This window comes from Streptomyces sp. NPDC049879 (assembly GCF_044461265.1).
Lineage (GTDB): Bacteria > Actinomycetota > Actinomycetes > Streptomycetales > Streptomycetaceae > Streptomyces.
In genome coordinates this window covers 26,913-46,267 of sequence record NZ_JBITKT010000015.1, presented here as the reverse complement: position 1 = coordinate 46,267, position 19,355 = coordinate 26,913, and the positions used below count along the sequence as shown (strand labels likewise).

Here is a 19,355-nt window from a genome sequence, read left to right as displayed (position 1 = left end):
CACACGCCGCAGATGCGCCCGGAAGAGCGACACGACGACAAGTCGAGATGCCGGGCACAGCCCGGAGAACGAGCCGGTCAGAGACGGAACACGCGGTTCCGGACGGCTGAAAAGAGGTGGCGTCCGTCACTCCCGGCGCATGCCGGTGATGACAGACGGGGGTGCGGTAGTGCACACTACTTCCTGTCTGTCGCACACGCAGGCACACCAAAGGGCCCCTACGTGGGTCTTGGGTTCGTCAGGAACCAAACTCGCTGGTCACGACGGGAATCGGGACCAGCCCTCGCACCCGACAGGGCAATGGGGTGCGGTAGCACGACGGCCGCAGGATCTAGCTCAGGTGGTTGGCGCCACCGGGCCAGACGCGGCCCCTCCTCTACGTCATCTCAGCCTCGATCTCTCCGCAGGAGAGGTGTGTCCTGTGACACACCTGGACGACGGCATAACGACGGCGCCCGGCCAAAGTGACGCACACGCGTGCGTCACGGCGGGCGCTGTCAGCGTCTCCGAGGTAAGGGGGAGGTACCCTAATCATGTGTCGACACCTGTTCTGTCGGCGGGGACACCGAACTTTCGGTTCCCACAGGCCCCCCTGCGGCTTTGGCCGGACGCAGAGGGGGCCTCTCCTTTTGGTCTTGTTGCGCGACACCCTACTCGGTGTGGTGACCGGCCGCCGTCAGGCGGCCGGTCGTGGCGATTAGACGACTGGGACTTCGTACCGAAGCCTCCAACCGGGGCTCAGTACGTGCCGAGTGACCTCGACCACCCGCCCGTCGGCAACTCGTCCGACGTGCACGATGTTGAGTAGCGGCGCACCGACGTCGACGCCGAAGGCGGCGGCCTGCTCAGGCGTGGCCGGGGCTTGCTCGATGTCCTCCAGGACCTCTGTCTGGGAGAGGCCGGCGTCAGCCATGCGGGAGATGATCCCGCCCTCTCCGGTGTTCAGCTCAGCCGCCTGCGGGGCCGCCTCGGTGACGAAGCGCGGGATGTATGTGTCGGCCAGCTGCACCAGACGTTCGCCGTCGTACATCCTTCGCCGGCGGATGGTCACCTCGCCGCTCTCGCCAAGCACTGACGCTACGTCGGAGGGCGCGGTGTTGTGCTCGATCTCGACCTCGGCGCGAGGCGAGCCGCCTGCGCGCCTGGTCTCCGCCTCGAACGCTCCGTGCGCTCCACCCTCAGCCCGCCGCGTGTAGCGGTTCCGGGCATCTCTGGTGATCGTTCCGTCGGTTCCGATCTCGTTGCTGGGCAAGCGTTCCTCCTGGGTTGAGGGAGCCGGATTAGGTATCCAGGTCCCATGTGTATGCAAATCGCCAGATAGTCGTCGGCATGAGGTGAATCGCGAATTCCACCACGCGACCATCAGCTGTCGATGCCCGGTGCGCCAGCTCATATACCGGGCGTTGCAATGGGATGCTGAGCACTTCGGCCTCGGCGGGCTCGGGGGCGCGGACCTCGATCTCTTCTCTGATGTGGGTTTGGGTAAATCCCGCTTCGGCCAGGCGGCTCTTGCTGCCGCCTGGCCCCGTGTCTGCCTCCTCGATTCGGGTCCCACCCGCTACATCGACCGGGAACCACGATGTGGCGAGTTGCACGGTGAACCCATCGTCGGGGTCCGAGGTTCGTCCAGCCTGCATCGCGCGACGTCGATAGATCGCGTTGGCGGAGCGATGCAGCCCGAACGCCTCGGCCACTACGCGTGGAGGGCGCGCCCTGCCGATATCGACCGGGCTGGGTTTGTAGACCAGGCCCAGCCTGTTCAGTTCCGCTTCGAAGGCGCCGCGCGCGCCGCGCTCGGACCGGGCCTCGGATTGGTACCGCCCTGTTCCGTCACGAGTGATCTTGCCAAGGAATGGCGTGACGAATGACCCCTTGCCGTGCCGGGTGATCACCAGGCCCTGGGTCTCCAGGGTCGTGAAGACGTCGCGCGCAGTCTGGTTCGCGATGCCTTCTGTCCGCTGGAGCTCCGCAGTGCTGGGCAACCGCCCGCCCGGAGGGAACTCTCCGGACTCGATCTTCCTGCGGATGTCGGCGGCGATTCGCTCAATCTTCCCCGGCTCCTTCTTGGGCACGGCTCTCCTCCTCTCCCAAGCGCGTCTGTGGCGCACAGCATGACATAGCTAGTGGAGTGTGGCTAGCGCGGGTCGAGTCATGGCGTGGGCGTCACCCGTATGCGCAGCTCAGCGGGCCTTTTACCTCCAACACTGCTAGCAGTGTTGACATCACTGTGTGTGTGGTGGGTTAATCAAGTTCAGCAACTCCGCTAGCGGAGTTGTCGCCGAGTGGGCATCACCCACTGGGCTCGCTCACCCCTCGCCTCACAGGAGAGATCCATGGAATCGACGGCCCGGTTGGTCGGCTATGTGACGGAGCTGCTGCCGCCAACAGATACGCGGTACGCCCGGCCTCTCAGTGTCCGGGCGCTGGCCCGCGTCCGGCGGGACGACGAATCGTCGACGGACGCTGACTCGGGACTGCCGCGCGGCCTGGCGACGGCGGTCCGGGGCGTCGTCCGGGAGTGGCTGCACCCCACCCGCCGCGTGCACGACCAGGTCGTGGCCGCCGTGCTGCACAGGGAGGAGTACGACCGCGGGACCGCGTTCTGGACCGGCGCGGCCGTGTTGCTTCCCGAGACGGAACGGCTGGTCGTGACCCACCGGGGCCACTGGTTCAGGACGGACGACGGCCGGGACTGGCTGGACAACCGGGTCTGCCGTGGCTGCACCGCCACCGGCGGGCGGGACTACATCCTCGACGCCTGCGGCCCGTGCTCCCGGCCGCCGACCGCCGACGACATCCGGGCCGCCTTCGACCTTCCGGACCACACGCCGGTCGAAATGACCGACCTCCCCCGCCCCGCGCCCAGCGCGGTCCCTGAACTCGTCGCCTGACCTTCCCGGCTCACCCTGGCGTCACCAGACCACCTGCACGGGCCTGGTGGCGCCGGAGGAAGCCGGGCCCACGGGCCCGACTCCCTTGCACAGCAGCTGCCTTGAGTGAGCACCACCGAAATCCTCGGCAGCACGCAGCGCTGATGCGCTGTCCTCTCACCAGGGCACCGGCATGCCCGCGCGCCCTGGCGAGAGGAGAGCACACCCCTGCACCTGCTCTTCCCCCTCGACGGAAGGAGTCCCTCATGACCACCGCCACCGCCGTCCGCGCGCCCCGGAAGCGCCGAGGCCGCGCCCGTACGAAGACGGTCTCGGCCCGCGAGCCGATCTCCGTCTCCGCGCTCCACCCCCTCGACGTCAACATGTACCTGCGCGGCATGTCCCTGGTCTGCCCGGACTGCCGCACCTGGGTCCCCATCACCGGCAAGTACGGCGCGACCCCGAAACTCGTGCCGCACGACACCACCCCCTACGGCGCGCCCGGCGCCGGACGCCGCTGCACCGACGGCTCCAACCGCGCGATCGTCCTCGACCTCACGGTCGAACACTGGGAACGGCGGGTCCGGCGCGCGGTCGAAGACGGCTGCGACCCCGCCACCCGCCACGGCACCGCGCTGGTGAAGCGGCCGGCGCCGAAAACCCCGGCCGTCTCCCAGATCCTCCGCCCGGCCGAGACCGCCGCAGCAGCATGGAACGCCTACCGGACGCACCGCGACAACTGCGCGGCGTGCACCCGCCGCCGGACCTGCCCCGACGCTTCCGACCTGGAGCACCGCGAGAACTGCACGGCCTGCACCCCTCGCCGGACCTGCCCGGAAGGCGCCCGCCTCGCCGAGATCTACACCCGCCGCCTGCGGCAGGAGCCGTCCCGCCGCGCCGCGCTCGACGCCCAGGCCCACCACGACCACGCGTACGAGCGGGCCCACGCCCTGCTGCGCGCTGCCACCCGTTCCGCCCAGTGGACCGAGACCGCGCCCGCCGTCGAACGCGCCGACTCCGCCCGCGCCACGATCCCGGACGGCACCGTCCTGGCGACGTACGCACCCGGCCTGCCCGGCACCCCGAAGAGGAAGACATCGCCATGAGGACGGACGCGCCCGCCCGTGCCGGACTGGCCGCCGCCGCCGACGAGTACGACGCCGCCGCGCTCGTCGCCGACCGGGCTGCGAACGACAGGCACCTGGCCACGGAAGACCGGCTCTCCGCCGCGCGCCTCGCGCTGCACCACCGGTCCGCCGCCACCAAGCTGCGCGCCGAAAGCCGCGCCACCGACTGACCGCATCCTCCGGCGGCGCCACGAACCCCCTGCTCGGCCAGGCGGTTCGCGGCGCCGCCGGACCGCGTTGCCCGACCCTCAGCTCGCCGCCGCGCCGCCCTGGCGAAGGGGCAGCGCGGCGGCGAGCTGAGAGCCGGTCCACCGACCCGGCCCTCAACGGGCGACAGGCCCACGGGGATTGCGCCCCCGCGGGCCCGTCTGACACGCACACAGACAACGGATGTGAGACCCATGCGCGATCCCGCAATTGTGGCAGCCACCCCCACCACCGAACACCCCGCCCCCACCCTCACTGGCCCCCGCCACCCCGCCCCCGACCCGGCGGCCACCACCGCCGCCCGCGTCCGGTACGGGGCGGTCGTCCGGCTCCGCCGCGACCTCGCCGACACCCCCGCCGACCCGGTGATGGACGAGGCGCTCCGCCGCGTCCGCGCGGGGGCCGGGACGGAGGCCGCGTGATGGCCGACACCCCCAACCCCACCCCGCCTCCGGCCCCGGTCTCGATCCCCGCCCAGCGCGAGGCAACGGCCGCCGCCGAGGTCGTCCGCACCTACGCCGCCCGTATCCGCGCCGACCAGGGAGCGACACGATGAGCAGCGAGCAAGAGTGCCCGCAGTGCGGAGGCTCCGGCACCGTGCAGGTGACGATCGTGATCACCAGCACCGGTGACGGCAAGAGCTACTCCGGCCTCGGCACGCAGACGTGCGGCGGCTGCAACGGGCGCGGCACGCGCTGACCGACCGGCACGCCGTACGGCGGCCACCCCCGCCCCTGGGCCCCCGCCCCTGGGCCCCCGCCCCGGGGCGGGGTGCCGCAGCGCGCCCCGCGCCCCGAACCCTCACACCACGCGGCGCCCGCCCCTGCCCGGCCGGGCGCCCCCGCCATGGAGGCACGCATGACCCCCGCTACCCGGCGGATCACCCGCCACGCTCTCGCCCTCGCCGCCGCCGTGCTCGTGGCGGTCTCGGTGACCGCCTCGCTCCGCGACTACCAGGTGCCCTGGGTAACCGCCACCTGCCACGGCGCCGTGTTCGGGCTGCTCGCTCACGAGTGGCTTTCCCGTCGCCCCAGCCGCCGGGAGGCCCGGTGATCGACCACATCTCCCCGCGCGCCGAACGACTCGTCGGCGCGGCCGTAGAGCAGATCCGCGAGCAACTCGCGCTCGGAAGCGTCTCCCCAAGCCCGGACCGGCTCGCCGCCCACCTCGACGCCGCCCGCAACCTGCTCACCGCCCAGCCGTGGGTGCCCGACCGGCCTCTGAAAATCTTCGAGGCTCTCACCGACACCATGAACGCGGCCACCGGCGCGGCCTCGGACACCCGCTACGCCGCCCGCGTCGTGCTCGATGCCGTACTGCGGCTGCGTACCGGTGCCGACGACGCCGACTACGACGCCTGGGAGATGACCCCCGGCCGAACCCTCGACGACGCCTCGGTGCTGCTCGCCGAAGCCGCCGACGTCGCCCTCCGATACCGCCCCTTCCGCCCCGCCGACGACCAGGGAGGCCGGCCGTGACCGACCCGTCCGACTACCTCGACACCCACACCCTCCGCCTCCTGCCCGCCCTCTCCCCCGACCAGGCCGACCGGCTCGGCTTCTTCCTCAGCCTCACCCAGGCCACCGGCGAGGAGATCGCGACTCGCCTGGAGAGCGCCGACCAACGCCTCGCGGACGGCACCCAGTGGGCGCCCGCGACCGGCCACGACACCCTGCACGCCCTCCGCCGGTCCGCTGTGCCCGACCTGCTCACCCCGCTCGACGCCGTCTTCGGGGCCCGTCGCTGCCTCGACGCCGTCCTCGGAGCCGAGCACGGCGAGCGATACACGGACTACGACACCTGGGAGCGCCAGCCCGGCCGCACCCTGGCCGACGTCCGGCGGGTCATCGGCATGGCCGCACACCTCGCCCGCACGGTCAACGCCCCGTCCGCTGCCACCCACCCCTGACCCCGCCTCCGGCCACCTGCCGCTCAAGGGACGGCAGGTGGCCAGGCGCGCACTGCATCAGAAGATTCAGCCCCAGGCCCGGCGCCCGCCGGGCCGGACGGAGGACGGTTCGATCCCGTCCCCGTCCACGAGCGGCGCGTGGTGCGCCGCTGGTCACCTGGTCCGGATATGCGACCGGCCCCCGCATGCGACGCGGTGGGCCGGTCGGGACCGGTGGCCCCAGATCACACACCCAACAGGAGTGATCCATGGAGCACGCTATCCGACGCTGCGCCGACGCTGGCCGCAGCATCCGCCCGGTGGTCGAGCTGGGCGACTACGCGCGCCTGGTCCTGGACGGCGACATCGTCCAGGACCTCGACGTCGTCGAGCAGCTGGCGCGGCTGGACGCGCTGGCGGACATGTGGCAGACGGGCGCGATCACGCCGGACGACCTGGCCGTGACGGCCTGGATCGGACAGGACATCGAGGACGAGGACGACCGGCGCGGGTACGAGGAGGAGCCCGAGAGCGCGGTCGGGCGCAGGTACGACGACGATGGCGACGACGCGTGCCCGGTGTGCCTGCGGTGGCAGTGCATCTGCCCGCCGCCGACCCCGGACGGGGTGGCCGGCGGGGCGCCGCTGATGCCGGGGCCGCGGATGGACGCGTGCACCTTCCCCGGCTGCTACGGCACCGGTGAGCCCGGCAGTGCGTGCACCACGTGCGGCTGGATGATCCCGGACGCACTGGTCTCGTGGGTGCGGTGACCGGGGGCGTGGGGGTGCCGCCGCTGCTGGCGGCGGTGCACACGCGGGACGGGCAGGAGTGCACCGCCGGTCCCCGGGTGTGCTGGGAGCGCGCCACGGCGGCGGTCCCCCGGGACCCGGGGGTCGGCCTCGTGGATGCCGTGCGGCTCGGTGCCGGGGACCTGATCGGGGCGTGCCGTGAGCACGCCCGTGAGCGGGCGGCGGCGGCGAAGCGGGCGCGGGACGCCACGCTCGCCGCGCGGCTGGCTGAGGCGCAGCTCGACCTGTTCGCGGGCGCGTGTGAGTGTCCGCCGTCGACCGGCGTGTGGCCGTGCGGGCACTGCACGCGGTGCGACACGTGCGTGGACTGCCAGCGGTGCGCCGGTACGGGCTGCACGTGTGCGTGTGAGGACGGCTGACGGCTGCCTGGCCGCCCCCGCCACCCCCTGACCCGGGGGCGGCGGGGGCGGTTGGGGAGCCGGGCAGACGGCCCGGCCCCGAAAGGGGGCGACATGTACAGGCTCATCAAGACGAGCGAGCTGGCGCGGCTGCGGGACGCGGCGGCGGCCGACGAGGTCGACGCGACCGAGGCCGTCAAATACGCGGCGCTGTGCGAGGCGGCGTGCGCGCGGGCGGCGGACGCGGAGACCCGCGCCGAGCAGCTGCACCACGAGCTGATGGACGCGGTCGCGGCGCGGACCCGCGCGGAGATCGAGGCGGCCGGGCTGCGGGACGCCGCCGAGGAACGCCTCGACGCGGAGGACCGGGTGGCATTGCGGGCGCTGCTGCGTACGGCGCGCCGCCAGGCCCGTGACAACCGCGTCTACCTGCTGTGGCACCGGGGCGAGCTGCACAGCGTCCACGCCACCCCGGAGGACGCGGAGATGGCGGCGGAGCGGGAGGGCGCGCCTCGCAGCGGCTGGACCGCCTGGCCCACGCAGACGCCGCCGGTCCCGGCCTGCGAGGTCCTGTGGCGGGTGCGGTCGATCACGGTCGGCGGGCCCCGCCACGACGCCTGACGCCCCGCCGCGAGCCCGACTTCGAGCGCGCCGACCGCGACTTCGCTCCCGCCGTCGCCGCGGTCGCCGCGCTCACCCGAAGAAACTCAACGAAAGGCGATCCCCATGGACCTTCCCGACTTCCTGAACCCCCCCGGCTTCTTGGGCCCTGCGTCGAGCTGGGTGAGCGCCAACCTCTACCTGGTCCTGGCCATGGTCATCAGCATGGCGCTGACATGCACCGTGGCGCTCATCCTCGTGCGCAGAAGGACCGGCGCCGAGCCGGACCCGGGCACCAGTCCCCTGGACGGCATCGGCCCGCAGGCTGTCGTTGCGCTCGGCGGCGTCGCCGTTTCCGTCTACGGGCTGTGGCAGTTCGCCACCGAGGTCGCCGGCCTGCCGCCGGTCATGGCCCTCGGCTTCATCGCCGTATTCGACGCCGCCGAACTGACGCTGCTCGTCATGATGTACCGCCAGGCCGACGCCGAGACTGGCTGGACACCCGAGCTGCGCCTGATGCACCGCACCGCCTGGACGCTCGTCGCCTTCAGCGCAGCGATGAACGCCATCCACGCCCCCACCCTGTGGTCGATGCCTGTCCTCGGCGCGATCCCCGGGCTGGCCGCCTGGCTGATCGAGCTCAAGCTCCGCGCCAAGCTCCACGCCCCCGGCATCGACGACGACGAGTACACGAAGCCGGGCCCGCTCCGGCTGGTCATCCTGCTGTGGCAGCACTCCTGGAGCGCCCTGTTCGCCCTGCTCGGCCTGGACGCCGCCGACCGCGGCTCTGACATCGCCCGCGCCGCCCTCGCCCGCACGGCCGCCGCCGCCGTCTACCAGCTGCGCCTGGCCCTGCAAGTGTTCGACAGGCTCAAGCAGACGCACGCCTCCGAGCGCAGGACCACCCGGGCCGAAGCCCGGGTCGAACGGCGGCGCCGGGCCGCCCAGCGGGCCGTCGACCGTGCCGACATCGCCACCGACCCGAAGCAGGCCCTCGCCATGGCCCGCCGGATGGCCACCCTCACCGGCGTCGACGGCATTGCACAGGCAACCTACAGCGACGCCGCGAAAGTCATGGACATGCTGGAAACGCTCGCCATCGTGCCGTCCGCGCAGCGCATCAGCGCGAACGCGCGCGCCATGGAGGCCGAGGCCGCGCGGCAGCGCGCGGAAGACGCGCGACAGGAAGCCGAGGCCGCGCGGCAGCGCGCGGCAGAGGAGACCGACGCCGCGGGCAAGGAACTCGAACGCCTTCACAACGCGCGACAGGAAGCCGAAACCGCCGCCAACCGGGAGGCCGACCGCGCCGAGACCGCGCGGCAGGAGGCCGACCGCGCGGAGAGTGCGCGGCAGGAGGCCGAGGCCGCGCGGCAGCGCGCGGAAGACGAAGCCGACGCCGCCGCCCGCCGCGCACGGCAGCTCGGTGACGACGCCGGCCTCTCCCGCGAGCGGCTGGAGCATGCGACCGCCGAACTGCACGCCCTGCAGCAGCAGCTCGACGCCGCGCGGCAGGGCAGGCACGGCACCGAAGACCAGCTCGCCGCGCTGCGCCGCGAGCTGGACGACCTCACCTCGGCCAGGGGCAGGGCCGAAGCCGCATACAACGGAGCTGCTCAGAAGGCCCGAGAAGCACAAGACGCCGCCGAAACACGACGCGGTGAACTCACCCTTCTCAACCAGGCCCTCCAGGAACGCCGCGACCAGGTCCGCGACGCCGACGACTCCCGCCGCACAGCGGAGGACGAAGCCCGCCGCGCAGCCGAGCACGCAGCCGCGCAGCATGCCCAGGTCCGCGAGATCACCGCTCTCCTCGACCGGCTGCGCGGAGAACTGGCCGAGCACATCACCCCCGGCCCGACCCCGGGCCACAACGCACGACTGTTCGAGTCGGACGCCAAGCAGCGCGGCTGGGAGCACTACCGCGCACTGGCGAGCACAGGCCGCGCAGAGCCGAGCGCTGCCGAACTCGCCGAGCGCTTCCAGGTCGCCCCCGGCAACGCACGCAACTGGCTGCTCGACTTCAGGGCCGCCCGCGCCAGGGAACTCACCCGGCCCGCCGCGCACCCTGAACCGGGCAACGCCACCCCCGTCCCGGCCTGACCGCGCACGCGCCGCGCGCCTGCCGAGCGTCACCGAGCACGCGCCGCGCGTGCTTCGCAAAGTTCGGCACGCGACTGCGAATCGGACGCTCATGGTCGCTTCCGGCGCGACACCGCCGTCCTCGGCGGCCGCCGAGCTGCTCGCGTCCGGCTACCGCCCCTGACGTGATCCGGCATCACCGATGAGGGCCAGCCCGCTGATACCGGGCTGGCCCTCGCCGCGACTGCCGGAGCAGTCACCGCACATCCCACCACAAATCCAGAGAGCAGGGAGCACCGTGTCCGAGCAGCAGCAGCAGTGGACGTCCGATCACCTCGTTCGTCAGGAGTACGTCCAGCTCTACGCCGACCAGATCCGGGAGGAGTACCGCGCGCAGGCCGCCGATTTCCGCAGGCTGGCGGACGAGGTGCGCCGGGACGCGCTGCGGGACCCGGTCGAGGGCGACCGGTGGCTCCACCAGCGGTGGATGCACGCGCGTCAGCTCTCCCGGGGGCTGCGGCAGATGGCCCGGCACGCGGAGCTGATCGTGGCGGCCGCCAAGCAGCTGGAGGTGGACCACCGCAAGGTCCGTGTCGAGCTGCCCGCCGCGCGCGCGGACCGTGCGGTGGCCAGGGCGCGGCGCAAGCAGCAGCGCCTGGCGGAGCGCCAGGCGCAGAAGGCGCTCGGCGGCCCTTCCGGGGTGGTGGGCCGTGCAGTCGAGCACACGACCGGCACCGGGCCCGCTGCCCAGGACGAGGGGCAGCAGCAGACCCCCGCGCAGCAGCCCGCGACGCCGTTCAGCGCGCTGTTCAAGGACGCCCGATGACGACCGCCGCGGACCGGGCGGCGGCCGAGCGGCGGCAGCGGAATCTGGCCGACCACTACAACCGCCGCCAGGCGGCGGCGAGGTCGGAGCAGGAGCTGGCCGGGGTGATGTGGGACCGGGCCCGCGCGGTCGTGACCGCGCGCGCCGAGGGGCCGCACGACCCGCTGTGGCGGGAGCTGGCGAGCATGCTCCACACCTGGGCTCAGGCCCACGAGGGTCACGTTCGGTGACGTGTTGTTGTTGTTGCCGCCCTCGGGGGCTCCGGCCCTCGGGGGGCCCAAGGCGCGCGCGCGTCGCGCGCGCGCGAGGCTTCCGTATCAGTGACGGATTGTCAACTCATGATGGAGGGCTGATTGATGTCCGACGACGACCGCCAGGACGGCGGTGAGGGGCGGCTGATCCCGTTCCCGCTGGTGGGCCTGCGCCCGCCGATCGCGGGCGCGCAGGTGGATGAGGGCGGGCCGCCCGTCCCGGACAGCGGCCCCGGGCCGGATGGTGGAGACCCGACAACGGCCCCGGCGGCGGCGCCTGCGGTGCGTGGGGTCCGGCTGGGCCCGCCGCCGGGCCTGTCCCTGTCCCCGGTCGTCCCGGCCGCGGCGCCGGGGACCGCCCCGGCCGCCGTCGCCGGGGACGGCGGCGGGGAGCGGCTGGGGGTGCGCGGCGCGGCCGCGCTGAGCGTGCTGGTGGCCGCCGGGATCACCGTCGCGGCCGTGCGGGGCGCGACGGCGCTGGCCGGGTGGCTGCGGGTCTCCCGGGAGCACCACCAGGCCGTAGCGGACCGTGCGGACCGTACGCACGGCCCCGGGCAGCGGGTGCCCACCGGGCCGGAGTGGGGCCGGGGCGCCGGGGCGGCCGGGGGACACCTCGGCACCGGCTCCGGCGGCGGGGGCGGCGGCGGAACAGGCCGACAGCGGGTGCCTGCTGCGTTCGGCAGCGGCGGCCTCGGCGGCGGCGGTGGTGGGGGGCGCAAGCGGCCCGGCGGCTTCGGCGACCCGGGCGGCGGGGGCCTGAAGCGTCCGGACGCCGGCGGACACAAGCAGCCCGGTGCCGGGGGCACCCCGGACGGCCGCCGGGACCCGAAGGCGCCGAAGACCCCGTCTGGAGCGGACAGCCCCGGCGGCGGGGGCCGCAAGCAGCCCGGCGGCACCGGCGGCGGGGGCAACGGGGGCGGGGCGGGTGGGGGGAAGGACCGGCACCGGGCGCCGCGCGGGCCGAAAGGCGCCCGGCACCCGCACCCGGACGGCGGCACCGGCCACAGGCAGCCCGGCGGCACCGGCGGCGGGGGCGGGAAGAAGCCCGGCGGCACCGGCGGCCGGGACCAGGAGCACGACGCCAAGGCGCGGCCGGGGGGCGGTGGGCTGCTGAAGAAGCACGGCCACGGCCACGCCGACGCCGGTGCGGGGGGAGGGCGGCGGCGGGTGGGCCGGTGGCTGACGGGGGCGGGCGGGCTGGCGGCGCGGGGCGTGCGGCGGGCGCGGCGGGAGGGCCGGGCCGAGGCCCGGGACCGCCGGGCCACGGTGCGCGAGGCCGACACCGCCTCGCGTACCCGGGTGCGGGATGCGCGCCGCGCGGCGCGCGAGGAACGCCGTGCGGCGCGCGAGGAGCGAAAGGCACGGCGGGATCGCTGGGGCAGGGCGAAGCGCGTCGGGCGGTCGGGGCGGGCGTGGTGGGACCGGCTGATCGCCCGCGTCCTGGTCGCCTCGCTCGCCGACCCGGCCGACCTGGCCGGGGCCGGTGCGCCGCCCGGCGGCCAGGGCGCGGCGGGCTCCGGTACGGGGGGTGGTGACGGGTGGGCGGACGCGTGGATGGCCGGTGCGTCGGGTGGCGCTGCCGGGCCGGGGACCGCGCCGCCGGGCGGGAGGCAGCAGGCGCCTCCGCCTCCCCCGCCGCCGGGGCACGCCGGGCCGTGGGCGGGCCGGGGTCGGCCCGGCCCGCCGCCGGGCGCCACTGCGGACCCGCTGGTGGTGACGCTGGAGCGCATTCCCCAGCCCCGCCCCGAGCCGGAGCCGGTGCCGGTGCCGGCACTGACGGCTGCGCCGCCCGGCGCAGCCGACGACGAGCACCAGGAGGAGCTTGTGCGTGACCAGGGTGATCCGCCGCCGACCGCGGCGGCGGTGACGCTGACCAAGACCAGCTCGATCACCTCGACCTCGACCTCGACCGCGACGGTGACCGAGTCCGTGACCGTCGCCGTGGGAGAGACCCCGGCCCCGGCCGTGCCTGTGGCGGAAGCGGTGGGCAGGCCGGGGACGCCCCGGCCCGCGGTGCCGGTGGCGGACCTCGCGGCCGCGGCCGCCCGGATCAACATCGGGGACGACCTCGGTGGCGACAGCGATCTGACGGTCTACGACCTGATCGACGCGGACGCGGACGCGGCCGCCGAGATCATGGCCCGCGCGGACATCGCGCGGGCCGACGCCGCCGCCGCGCGCGAGCTGGCGACGCGGATGCAGGGCCTCCTCGCGACCGTCCACCGCTACAAGATCCCCGGGGCGCTGCGCCGCTGGGCAATCAGGCTGGTCGAGCAGTCCGACCAGATCGCGCGGGACGCCGCCTCGCTCGCCGCCGCGCTGCCCCGGGCCTCGGAGACCGTCGCGGCCGCCGGCCGGTCGGCCGCCGACCGGCACAAGCCGGTCGCCGACACGACACGGGACTACGGCCACGCCGCCCCGGCCGAGCGCGACTACCACAAGGAGTGACGCTGATGTCCGACGACGACAACCTGCCCGCCGTGCCCGCCCGGCCGACCGTGCCCGCAGTGCGGCGCCGGGAACTGGCAGTCCCGCCCGCCGGGCCGCCCGCGCCCGTCATCCCGGCTGCCGCGCCGCCTCCGCCGCCGGGTCCGCCCGGCGGCGCACCCCCGCCCCCGCCCCCGCCCTCGGCGCCGTTCGCGGCCGGGGCTTCGGCGGGGCCGGGGTGGCGGGCCCGGATCTCCGAGGGGGTCAGGCGGATGGTCCCGCCCCCGCAGGCACCGCCGCGGGCCGCGCCTCCGCCGCCGTCCCGGGCGGCGGTGCCCCCGCCGCAGGCTGCCCCGGCCCTTCCCGCCTCCGACAAGAGCGGGGTCGGGGCGGCTGTCGCCGCCGTGGTCGGCGACGCGGTCGAGGCCGCCACAGACCTGGTGAGCTACGGCGTGATGCTCGCGGAGCTGACGGCGGCCGGACTCGCCCTGCGCAAGGTCGGGGCGCGGGTCCGCGACACGTACGCCTACATGGAGGACTGCGCCCGGAGCGTGGATCACCTGGCGGACCTGGCGGCCGGGATGCGCGTCGACAGCGACACAGTCGCGGAGCACCGGCAGGCCGCCCGCGTCACCCGTGGCGCGCTGGCTACCTCCCGGCGGCTCGCCGACCGGCTGGACGACATGGCGATCTCCTACGACGCGGCGGCCGCCGAGCACGCCGCCGACTACGGGCCGGTCGTCGAGCAGGTCCAGGCGATGCCGGTGCCGATGGCCGACCGCAACTTCTACCGCAACCGCTGACCCGCTTCACCTTCGAGGGGCGCCCGCACCGTGCGGGCGCCCCTCCCCCATGCACCACGACCAGGACGACGAGCACGACCAGGAGGAGGACGAGATGCTGCCGGACATGGGCAGGGTGCGGGCCGGGGTCCGCACCACGAGGGACGCGGCCGGGCGGGCGGGCACGGCCGTGGGGGCGGCCGCGCTGGTCGCCGCGGCCGCCACGGGGGACCCGGCGCTGATGCTGGCGCTGCCGGTGACGGCCGCCGCCACGCTCGGCGGCTACGCGGTCAGCGTGCCGCGCGACCCGAGGCCGCACTGGCTGCTGCGCGGCCTCTACCTCACCCCCGGCGCGACGCTCACCGTGCAGCTCCTCGCCGCGCAGGCGGCCGGGGGCTGGTGGCAGTGGGCGACCGCCGCCGCATGGAGCGGGCTGGTGTGGACGGTGCGCCCGGCCCGCTGGGCGCGGGACCTGATCACCCCGCCCGCCACCGCGCCGACCGGCGTCGAGACCGTGCACACACTCGCGGGCGGCACCGCCGAGACGGGGCCGGGGGTGGACCTGACCGGGCCGCTGGACGCGCGCCTCGCCTCCTGGTGGACGACGCTGGTCGCGTGCGACGGCGGCGCCGCCCCCGGCACCCACCTGGAGCAGATCACCGTCGCCGGGCCGCGTGAGTGGTCCGCCCACATCGTCGCCCGCCCCGGCGAACCGGTCGGCGACATCCCGGTCGCGCGCCTGTCGGCGCTGACCGACATCCCCGCCGGGCTGATCGCCCTCGGGGACGTCCCCGGCTCCGGGGCGGGCCGCCGACAGATCCGCGTCGGCACGTCCGCCCCGGCCGACTTCGCCGGGCTGTGGGCGCAGCGCATCGCCCCGCGCGCGATGCCCGGCACCACCGTGACCGCCATCCGCTACGGCACCGCCGACGGCGCCGAGATCCCCCAGGAGCAGATGTGATGCCCACCCCCACCCCCACCCCCGCGCGGCGGACGCCGGACCTGGTCGAGATCCACCTCGCCACCGCGCCCGGCGACCTGGTCCACTACGACCACGCCAAGCTGATCTCCGCCCTCAAGCCGTACGGCGTCTCGGACCCGTCGACGGTGCTGGTGGAGACGGACGGCGCGGGCGGCGCGATCCTCACCATCTACCGGCGCCCGCCGCTCGCCACTGTCCCCGCCGCGCGGGGCGAGGACCTCGTCATGGACCCGCACGGCTACATCACCGTCGGGCGCTACCACGACGGGGAGCCCGCGCAGATGCGGCTGTACGTCCCCGGCTCCGGCGCCCAGCGCAGCGTGGTCTTCGGGACCACGGGCGCGGGCAAGAGCAGGGCTTTGCAACTGCTGCTCGCCGCCGAGAAACGAAGCGGGGTCGTCTCGTGGCTCGCGGATCTCAAGGCCGGGCAGTCCGTCCCCGAGGCCCGCGGCAACGTGGATGTGCGCGCGACCACCCAGGAGGGCGCGGTCCTGCTGATGCAGGCCGCGATCTGGGAGGCCGAGGACCGCATGACCCGCTACACCGCCATGGGCCGCTCGACGTTCGTCATCAACCGCCCCGACCGGCTGCTGTCGGTCCGGGTGGACGAGGCCAACCGCATGCTCGCCGCGTCCGGCCCCTACCGGGGGGTGGGCACCTACTACCTGGCGGACGCCGGGCGCGCCGGACGCTCCGTCGGCGTCGGCCTCGGCCTGGCCGCCCAGGCCGCGCACGTCGAGGAACTGGGCGGCTCCGACACCCTGCGGGCGATGCTCCGCGAGGGCGACGTCGTCCTCCTGCGCTGGTCCTCCGGCGTGATGGCGGGGCTGGTCGGCGACGGCATCCTCCCCGAGGACGCCGTCCTCGTCCCCATCCCCCGCACCGACGCACCCCGCCGCCTCACCTCCCGCTTCGACCGCGCCCCCGGCGCGCGGCCGCCGGGCGCCTCCACCGGCGGCATGGCCTACCTCCTCGGCTCCCACCGCCCCAGCACCCTCATGCGCTTCCACCGCGTCGGCTCCTACGGCGAGGTGGACGGCCCGGACCCCGAGATCCTCGACCTCTACGGCCCCGGCCACCCGCCCACCCTCGCTTCGATCTCCCCGCGGCTGGCCGGGTGGTACGACCTCGCCCGCATCGACGGCCAGCTCGACCGCTGGGCCGCGCAGCTCCCCGACATCGCCAAGATGATCGCCGACAAGGACAGCTCCCTCGGGCGCAACCAAGTGATCATCGCCGCCGCCCAGCACCTCATCACCACCGCCCGCCCGGCCGAGACCGTCACCCTCACCACCCCCCAGCCGCCGACCGACACCAGCGACGTCGGCCAGGAGCAGGAGCAGGGCGGCGACACCGTCGCCGGGCAGCCGCCCGCGGCCGCGGCCGCGGCCGCGCCCCCGCCGGCCGTCGTCCCGGCCGGCATCCCGCACGTCCCCGATACCCCGGCCCCCGGGAACGGGCAGCGCACCGCCGCCTTCCGTGTCCTGGCCGCGCTCACCGACGGCCCCCTCGACAAGCAGCAGCTCCTCAACGCGCTCGCCGCCGACGGCGGCCGCGAGCTGTCCGTCTCCCGCGTCGGCGCCGTGCTGTCCGAGCTGACCCGCGCCGGGCGGATCAGCAGCCCCGAGCGGGGCCGCTACCAGCTCCCCGACCGCCCCGACCCCGACACCGGCGACTGACCACGCCGTTCACCCCTTGGGCCCGCCGGACGACTCCGTCCGGCGGGCCCACCCCTTGTCTGGAGACCCCGCCGTGCCCACCACCCACACCCCCGCACCGCCCAGACCCGCCACCGCCCCGGCGGCCCGCGAGCCGGGCCTCGCCGCCCGCCTCGCCGCGGTGGATGCCGCCATGACCGTGCGCCTGGAGCACGCGCTCCTGCGCCTGGGCGTCGACGCCGCGCACGCCGAGACGACGCCCCAGCTCGACGCGTTCGACGCACGAGGCCTCGCGGCGTACGCCGCGCAGCGCCCGGCCCCGGACCTGTGGCCCGCCTACCCCACCCCGGTGGCCGCGCTGCTCCAGCGCGCCGCCCGCCGCCTCGGACGCGACGGCTGGTGCCAGGGCGCCACACGGTCCGCCTCCGGCGCCCGCTGCATGTACGGAGCCATCGCGGCGGAGGCGCGCGGCGACGGCGGCCTGGAGGGCGACGCCTTGGCCGTGCTCCTCGACGCGATCCGCCGCGACCTGCCCGGCGCCCCGTCCGTCCCCCGCGCCAACGACGCGCTCGCCGCTGACGGCGGGGTCGTCGCCGTCCGGCTCCTCGGCACCGCCGCCGAGCTGGCGGACGCACGCGGCCTGTAGGTCCGGCCCGCCCGCCTCGCCCCCGACCAACCCGGCCCCGGCCGGGCCGGGGACGTGGGCAGGCAGGCCGGACCCGGCCCGCCCCGAAAGAGAGGACCCCCCCATGTGGGCAGTGTGGGCAGCCACCGCGGACGGCCCCGACGACCTCGTCCGCAGCCACGAGCGGGATGTCGCCGAGCGCGAGCGTGACGACTACCAGGCGCGGTTCCCGCAGTTCGGAGAGCTGACCGTCGCGCCGTACCCCCTCCCCATCCCCCGCAAGGCCAACAAGAAGGACAAGTCCCGCAAGCGCAAGAAGTGACCGCCCGTCCCCACCTCGCCCCCGCCCCGGCGTGAAGCCGAACCCGGCTGACGTCCTCGTCGCCCTGGCCCGGCTGCACGCCGCCGAACGCGACGGCGTCGGCGCGGACATCAGCTTCCACCTCCGCGACCGCTGACCCACCCACACACATCGGGCCCGCCGGACACTCCGTCCGGCGGGCCCCATCACCGAGAGGACCACCGCCATGCACCTCCCCGCCCGCCTCCGCTCCGCGGCCGAATACGTCTACGGCCGTCTCACCGGCCGGGAGATCGCGCTCGTCCACCCGGACGGGGTCCGCGAGCAGCTCGACATCGCCGCCGCCCGCCTCCGCCGCGAGAATCGGTTCCGCTACGCCAACGGCGCTGCGGAGCTGCCCGACGCGCTCGCCTACCAGCCCGGCCTGATGGACGCCCACGCGGCAGCGTTCGACATGACGCTCTACCTCGATGCCCTCAGCCACACCGCCGAGGCCGACTGCCACGACCAGCTCGCCGCCCACCTCACCCGCGCGGCCGCCGCCGCCCACGCCCTCACCACCGCGCTCGCCACCGCTGCGATCGCCACCACCGACCACGACCAGGAGGACCACCACATGACCGCCGCCGCTGACGACTACGCCCGCCGCCAGAGCGATTTCGCCGAGATGATCAACGACTACGAGGCGGCCGACCACGCCGACTACCTGGAGACCATGGCCGAACTGGACGCCAGCGACGCTGCCCGCGCGGCCCGCGACGACGACTGACCCTGCCCCCCGCACACCGCGTTCACCGGGCCCGGACGACAGCGTCGTCCGGGCCCGTCCCCGTCACAGCCGCACGTTCTCCCGCAGAAGGGATCAGCTCAGCATGACCACCCTCCCTCCCGAGGAATTCGCGCTCCGCGCGGATCACGCGCTCGCTCTGCTGCGCACCTACGACGGGCATCTCGTCCTCGGTATCCCGGCCTACCGCCCCGACATGGTGATGATCGGCGGCGGCGTGCTCGCCAGCGAGACTCACTCCGCCGCGCTCACCCGCGAAGTACGCGAGGAGGTCGGCCTGTGGCGCCCGGCCGGGCGCCTCCTCGTGCTCGAACAGGTGCCTGCCACGATCAGCAAGCCGGCCGGGACCACGATGGTCTTCGACGTCGCCCCGCTCGGCCCGGACTCACCCTGCACCGTGCACGACGACGAACTGCGCGGACTGCATCTGCTGCACCCCGACGCCCTGGCGGCCGACCACCGCCCGCCCGGCGTCGGCCCGAGGCTGGCCCGGCGGCTCCGCGCAGCGCTGCGCGCCCTGGAAGGCGGCGGCACCGTCGAGATCCGCCTCAAGGGCGCCGGACAGGCCCCTCTCTCCCGCCGCCGCGCCGCCGAGTACCAGCAGGACGCCGCCGACGTGCGCGACGGCTGGCAGCCCGACGCGCGGTAGCGCCTCACCGGCCTGCGGACAGCGGGCCCGCCCGGCCACCCCGTGGGGGGGGCCGGGGGGGGGCGGGCGCCCCCCCCCCCCCCCCCCCCCCCCCCCCCCCGGCCCCCCCCCCCCCCCCCCCCCCCCCCCCCCCCCCCCCCCGGGGGGGC

The 19,355-nt window shown here is 75.1% G+C and carries 25 protein-coding genes; 23 read left to right on the top strand and 2 right to left on the bottom strand.

Annotated elements, in window-relative coordinates; translation table 11 throughout:
- Window positions 1–697 precede the first annotated feature (697 nt).
- Window positions 698–1,252, bottom strand: coding sequence for a UTRA domain-containing protein (locus ACIBPC_RS31780; protein WP_398849534.1), 555 nt, complete (start codon window positions 1,250–1,252; stop codon window positions 698–700).
- 28 nt (window positions 1,253–1,280) lie between these two features.
- Window positions 1,281–2,072 (bottom strand): GntR family transcriptional regulator, encoded by a 792-nt coding sequence (locus ACIBPC_RS31775; RefSeq protein ID WP_398849533.1) that lies wholly within the window; start codon window positions 2,070–2,072, stop codon window positions 1,281–1,283.
- Window positions 2,073–2,333: 261 nt separating this feature from the next.
- Here ACIBPC_RS31775 and ACIBPC_RS31770 point away from each other — a divergent pair, with 261 nt between their 5' ends.
- The 23 genes from ACIBPC_RS31770 to ACIBPC_RS31660 all read left to right on the top strand — a co-directional run bounded on the left by ACIBPC_RS31770 (window position 2,334) and on the right by ACIBPC_RS31660 (window position 19,206).
- Window positions 2,334–2,891, top strand: coding sequence for a hypothetical protein (locus ACIBPC_RS31770; RefSeq protein ID WP_398849531.1), 558 nt, complete (start codon window positions 2,334–2,336; stop codon window positions 2,889–2,891).
- A gap of 245 nt (window positions 2,892–3,136) precedes the next feature.
- A complete protein-coding gene (locus tag ACIBPC_RS31765; RefSeq protein ID WP_398849529.1) occupies window positions 3,137–3,976 on the top strand; it encodes a hypothetical protein in 840 nt (279 codons plus the stop codon).
- The gene (locus tag ACIBPC_RS31760; RefSeq protein ID WP_398849527.1) at window positions 3,973–4,167 is read left to right on the top strand and encodes a hypothetical protein; all 195 of its coding nucleotides are present in this window, start codon (window positions 3,973–3,975) and stop codon (window positions 4,165–4,167) included. Before ACIBPC_RS31765 ends, ACIBPC_RS31760 begins: the two co-directional genes overlap by 4 nt.
- A 231-nt stretch (window positions 4,168–4,398) precedes the next feature.
- On the top strand, window positions 4,399–4,626 hold the full coding sequence (locus ACIBPC_RS31755) for a hypothetical protein (RefSeq protein WP_398849525.1): 228 nt from the start codon (window positions 4,399–4,401) through the stop codon (window positions 4,624–4,626).
- Window positions 4,626–4,760, top strand: coding sequence for a hypothetical protein (locus tag ACIBPC_RS31750; protein WP_398849523.1), 135 nt, complete (start codon window positions 4,626–4,628; stop codon window positions 4,758–4,760). The genes ACIBPC_RS31755 and ACIBPC_RS31750 overlap by 1 nt, the downstream gene beginning before the upstream one ends.
- Complete coding sequence (locus ACIBPC_RS31745) at window positions 4,757–4,903, top strand: hypothetical protein (protein WP_398849521.1); 147 nt, start codon at window positions 4,757–4,759, stop codon at window positions 4,901–4,903. The genes ACIBPC_RS31750 and ACIBPC_RS31745 overlap by 4 nt, the downstream gene beginning before the upstream one ends.
- A 159-nt stretch (window positions 4,904–5,062) precedes the next feature.
- Window positions 5,063–5,257, top strand: a complete 195-nt coding sequence (locus ACIBPC_RS31740) for a hypothetical protein (protein WP_398849519.1) — start codon at window positions 5,063–5,065, stop codon at window positions 5,255–5,257.
- Complete coding sequence (locus ACIBPC_RS31735) at window positions 5,254–5,682, top strand: hypothetical protein (protein ID WP_398849517.1); 429 nt, start codon at window positions 5,254–5,256, stop codon at window positions 5,680–5,682. Before ACIBPC_RS31740 ends, ACIBPC_RS31735 begins: the two co-directional genes overlap by 4 nt.
- Window positions 5,679–6,113 (top strand): hypothetical protein, encoded by a 435-nt coding sequence (locus ACIBPC_RS31730; protein WP_398849515.1) that lies wholly within the window; start codon window positions 5,679–5,681, stop codon window positions 6,111–6,113. Before ACIBPC_RS31735 ends, ACIBPC_RS31730 begins: the two co-directional genes overlap by 4 nt.
- Before the next feature lie 248 nt (window positions 6,114–6,361).
- Window positions 6,362–6,862 carry a hypothetical protein gene (locus ACIBPC_RS31725; RefSeq protein WP_398849513.1) on the top strand — a complete coding sequence of 167 codons (501 nt, stop codon included), beginning with the start codon at window positions 6,362–6,364 and terminating at the stop codon, window positions 6,860–6,862.
- The gene (locus tag ACIBPC_RS31720) at window positions 6,859–7,260 is read left to right on the top strand and encodes a hypothetical protein (protein WP_398849511.1); all 402 of its coding nucleotides are present in this window, start codon (window positions 6,859–6,861) and stop codon (window positions 7,258–7,260) included. Before ACIBPC_RS31725 ends, ACIBPC_RS31720 begins: the two co-directional genes overlap by 4 nt.
- Before the next feature lie 93 nt (window positions 7,261–7,353).
- Window positions 7,354–7,860, top strand: a complete 507-nt coding sequence (locus ACIBPC_RS31715) for a hypothetical protein (protein WP_398849510.1) — start codon at window positions 7,354–7,356, stop codon at window positions 7,858–7,860.
- A gap of 105 nt (window positions 7,861–7,965) precedes the next feature.
- Window positions 7,966–9,939, top strand: a complete 1,974-nt coding sequence (locus tag ACIBPC_RS31710) for a DUF2637 domain-containing protein (RefSeq protein WP_398849508.1) — start codon at window positions 7,966–7,968, stop codon at window positions 9,937–9,939.
- A 277-nt stretch (window positions 9,940–10,216) separates the two neighbouring features.
- Entirely contained in the window at window positions 10,217–10,744 is a 528-nt protein-coding gene (locus tag ACIBPC_RS31705; protein ID WP_398849507.1) for a hypothetical protein, read from the top strand.
- Window positions 10,741–10,974 (top strand): hypothetical protein, encoded by a 234-nt coding sequence (locus ACIBPC_RS31700; protein ID WP_398849505.1) that lies wholly within the window; start codon window positions 10,741–10,743, stop codon window positions 10,972–10,974. The genes ACIBPC_RS31705 and ACIBPC_RS31700 overlap by 4 nt, the downstream gene beginning before the upstream one ends.
- Window positions 10,975–11,100: 126 nt before the next feature.
- Window positions 11,101–13,443 (top strand): hypothetical protein, encoded by a 2,343-nt coding sequence (locus ACIBPC_RS31695; protein ID WP_398849503.1) that lies wholly within the window; start codon window positions 11,101–11,103, stop codon window positions 13,441–13,443.
- A gap of 5 nt (window positions 13,444–13,448) precedes the next feature.
- Entirely contained in the window at window positions 13,449–14,225 is a 777-nt protein-coding gene (locus tag ACIBPC_RS31690; protein ID WP_398849501.1) for a hypothetical protein, read from the top strand.
- Between the two features lie 49 nt (window positions 14,226–14,274).
- A complete protein-coding gene (locus tag ACIBPC_RS31685) occupies window positions 14,275–15,165 on the top strand; it encodes a hypothetical protein (RefSeq protein WP_398849499.1) in 891 nt (296 codons plus the stop codon).
- Window positions 15,165–16,865, top strand: a complete 1,701-nt coding sequence (locus ACIBPC_RS31680; RefSeq protein WP_398849498.1) for a hypothetical protein — start codon at window positions 15,165–15,167, stop codon at window positions 16,863–16,865. The genes ACIBPC_RS31685 and ACIBPC_RS31680 overlap by 1 nt, the downstream gene beginning before the upstream one ends.
- Window positions 16,866–16,938: 73 nt before the next feature.
- A complete protein-coding gene (locus ACIBPC_RS31675) occupies window positions 16,939–17,490 on the top strand; it encodes a hypothetical protein (RefSeq protein ID WP_398849496.1) in 552 nt (183 codons plus the stop codon).
- Between the two features lie 103 nt (window positions 17,491–17,593).
- The gene (locus tag ACIBPC_RS31670) at window positions 17,594–17,791 is read left to right on the top strand and encodes a hypothetical protein (protein ID WP_398849494.1); all 198 of its coding nucleotides are present in this window, start codon (window positions 17,594–17,596) and stop codon (window positions 17,789–17,791) included.
- A gap of 205 nt (window positions 17,792–17,996) precedes the next feature.
- Complete coding sequence (locus ACIBPC_RS31665) at window positions 17,997–18,539, top strand: hypothetical protein (RefSeq protein ID WP_398849492.1); 543 nt, start codon at window positions 17,997–17,999, stop codon at window positions 18,537–18,539.
- Window positions 18,540–18,642: 103 nt separating this feature from the next.
- Window positions 18,643–19,206: an NUDIX domain-containing protein gene (locus tag ACIBPC_RS31660; protein WP_398849490.1), complete on the top strand. Its 564-nt coding sequence runs from the start codon at window positions 18,643–18,645 to the stop codon at window positions 19,204–19,206.
- Window positions 19,207–19,355: the final 149 nt, after the last annotated feature.

Coding starts and splice junctions, on each gene's coding strand:
- ACIBPC_RS31770 (WP_398849531.1), top strand. CDS start 2,334: ATGGAATCGACGGCCCGGTTGGTCGGCTATGTGACGGAGCTGCTGCCG.
- ACIBPC_RS31765 (WP_398849529.1), top strand. CDS start 3,137: ATGACCACCGCCACCGCCGTCCGCGCGCCCCGGAAGCGCCGAGGCCGC.
- ACIBPC_RS31760 (WP_398849527.1), top strand. CDS start 3,973: ATGAGGACGGACGCGCCCGCCCGTGCCGGACTGGCCGCCGCCGCCGAC.
- ACIBPC_RS31755 (WP_398849525.1), top strand. CDS start 4,399: ATGCGCGATCCCGCAATTGTGGCAGCCACCCCCACCACCGAACACCCC.
- ACIBPC_RS31750 (WP_398849523.1), top strand. CDS start 4,626: ATGGCCGACACCCCCAACCCCACCCCGCCTCCGGCCCCGGTCTCGATC.
- ACIBPC_RS31745 (WP_398849521.1), top strand. CDS start 4,757: ATGAGCAGCGAGCAAGAGTGCCCGCAGTGCGGAGGCTCCGGCACCGTG.
- ACIBPC_RS31740 (WP_398849519.1), top strand. CDS start 5,063: ATGACCCCCGCTACCCGGCGGATCACCCGCCACGCTCTCGCCCTCGCC.
- ACIBPC_RS31725 (WP_398849513.1), top strand. CDS start 6,362: ATGGAGCACGCTATCCGACGCTGCGCCGACGCTGGCCGCAGCATCCGC.
- ACIBPC_RS31715 (WP_398849510.1), top strand. CDS start 7,354: ATGTACAGGCTCATCAAGACGAGCGAGCTGGCGCGGCTGCGGGACGCG.
- ACIBPC_RS31710 (WP_398849508.1), top strand. CDS start 7,966: ATGGACCTTCCCGACTTCCTGAACCCCCCCGGCTTCTTGGGCCCTGCG.
- ACIBPC_RS31700 (WP_398849505.1), top strand. CDS start 10,741: ATGACGACCGCCGCGGACCGGGCGGCGGCCGAGCGGCGGCAGCGGAAT.
- ACIBPC_RS31695 (WP_398849503.1), top strand. CDS start 11,101: ATGTCCGACGACGACCGCCAGGACGGCGGTGAGGGGCGGCTGATCCCG.
- ACIBPC_RS31690 (WP_398849501.1), top strand. CDS start 13,449: ATGTCCGACGACGACAACCTGCCCGCCGTGCCCGCCCGGCCGACCGTG.
- ACIBPC_RS31685 (WP_398849499.1), top strand. CDS start 14,275: ATGCACCACGACCAGGACGACGAGCACGACCAGGAGGAGGACGAGATG.
- ACIBPC_RS31680 (WP_398849498.1), top strand. CDS start 15,165: ATGCCCACCCCCACCCCCACCCCCGCGCGGCGGACGCCGGACCTGGTC.
- ACIBPC_RS31670 (WP_398849494.1), top strand. CDS start 17,594: ATGTGGGCAGTGTGGGCAGCCACCGCGGACGGCCCCGACGACCTCGTC.
- ACIBPC_RS31665 (WP_398849492.1), top strand. CDS start 17,997: ATGCACCTCCCCGCCCGCCTCCGCTCCGCGGCCGAATACGTCTACGGC.
- ACIBPC_RS31660 (WP_398849490.1), top strand. CDS start 18,643: ATGACCACCCTCCCTCCCGAGGAATTCGCGCTCCGCGCGGATCACGCG.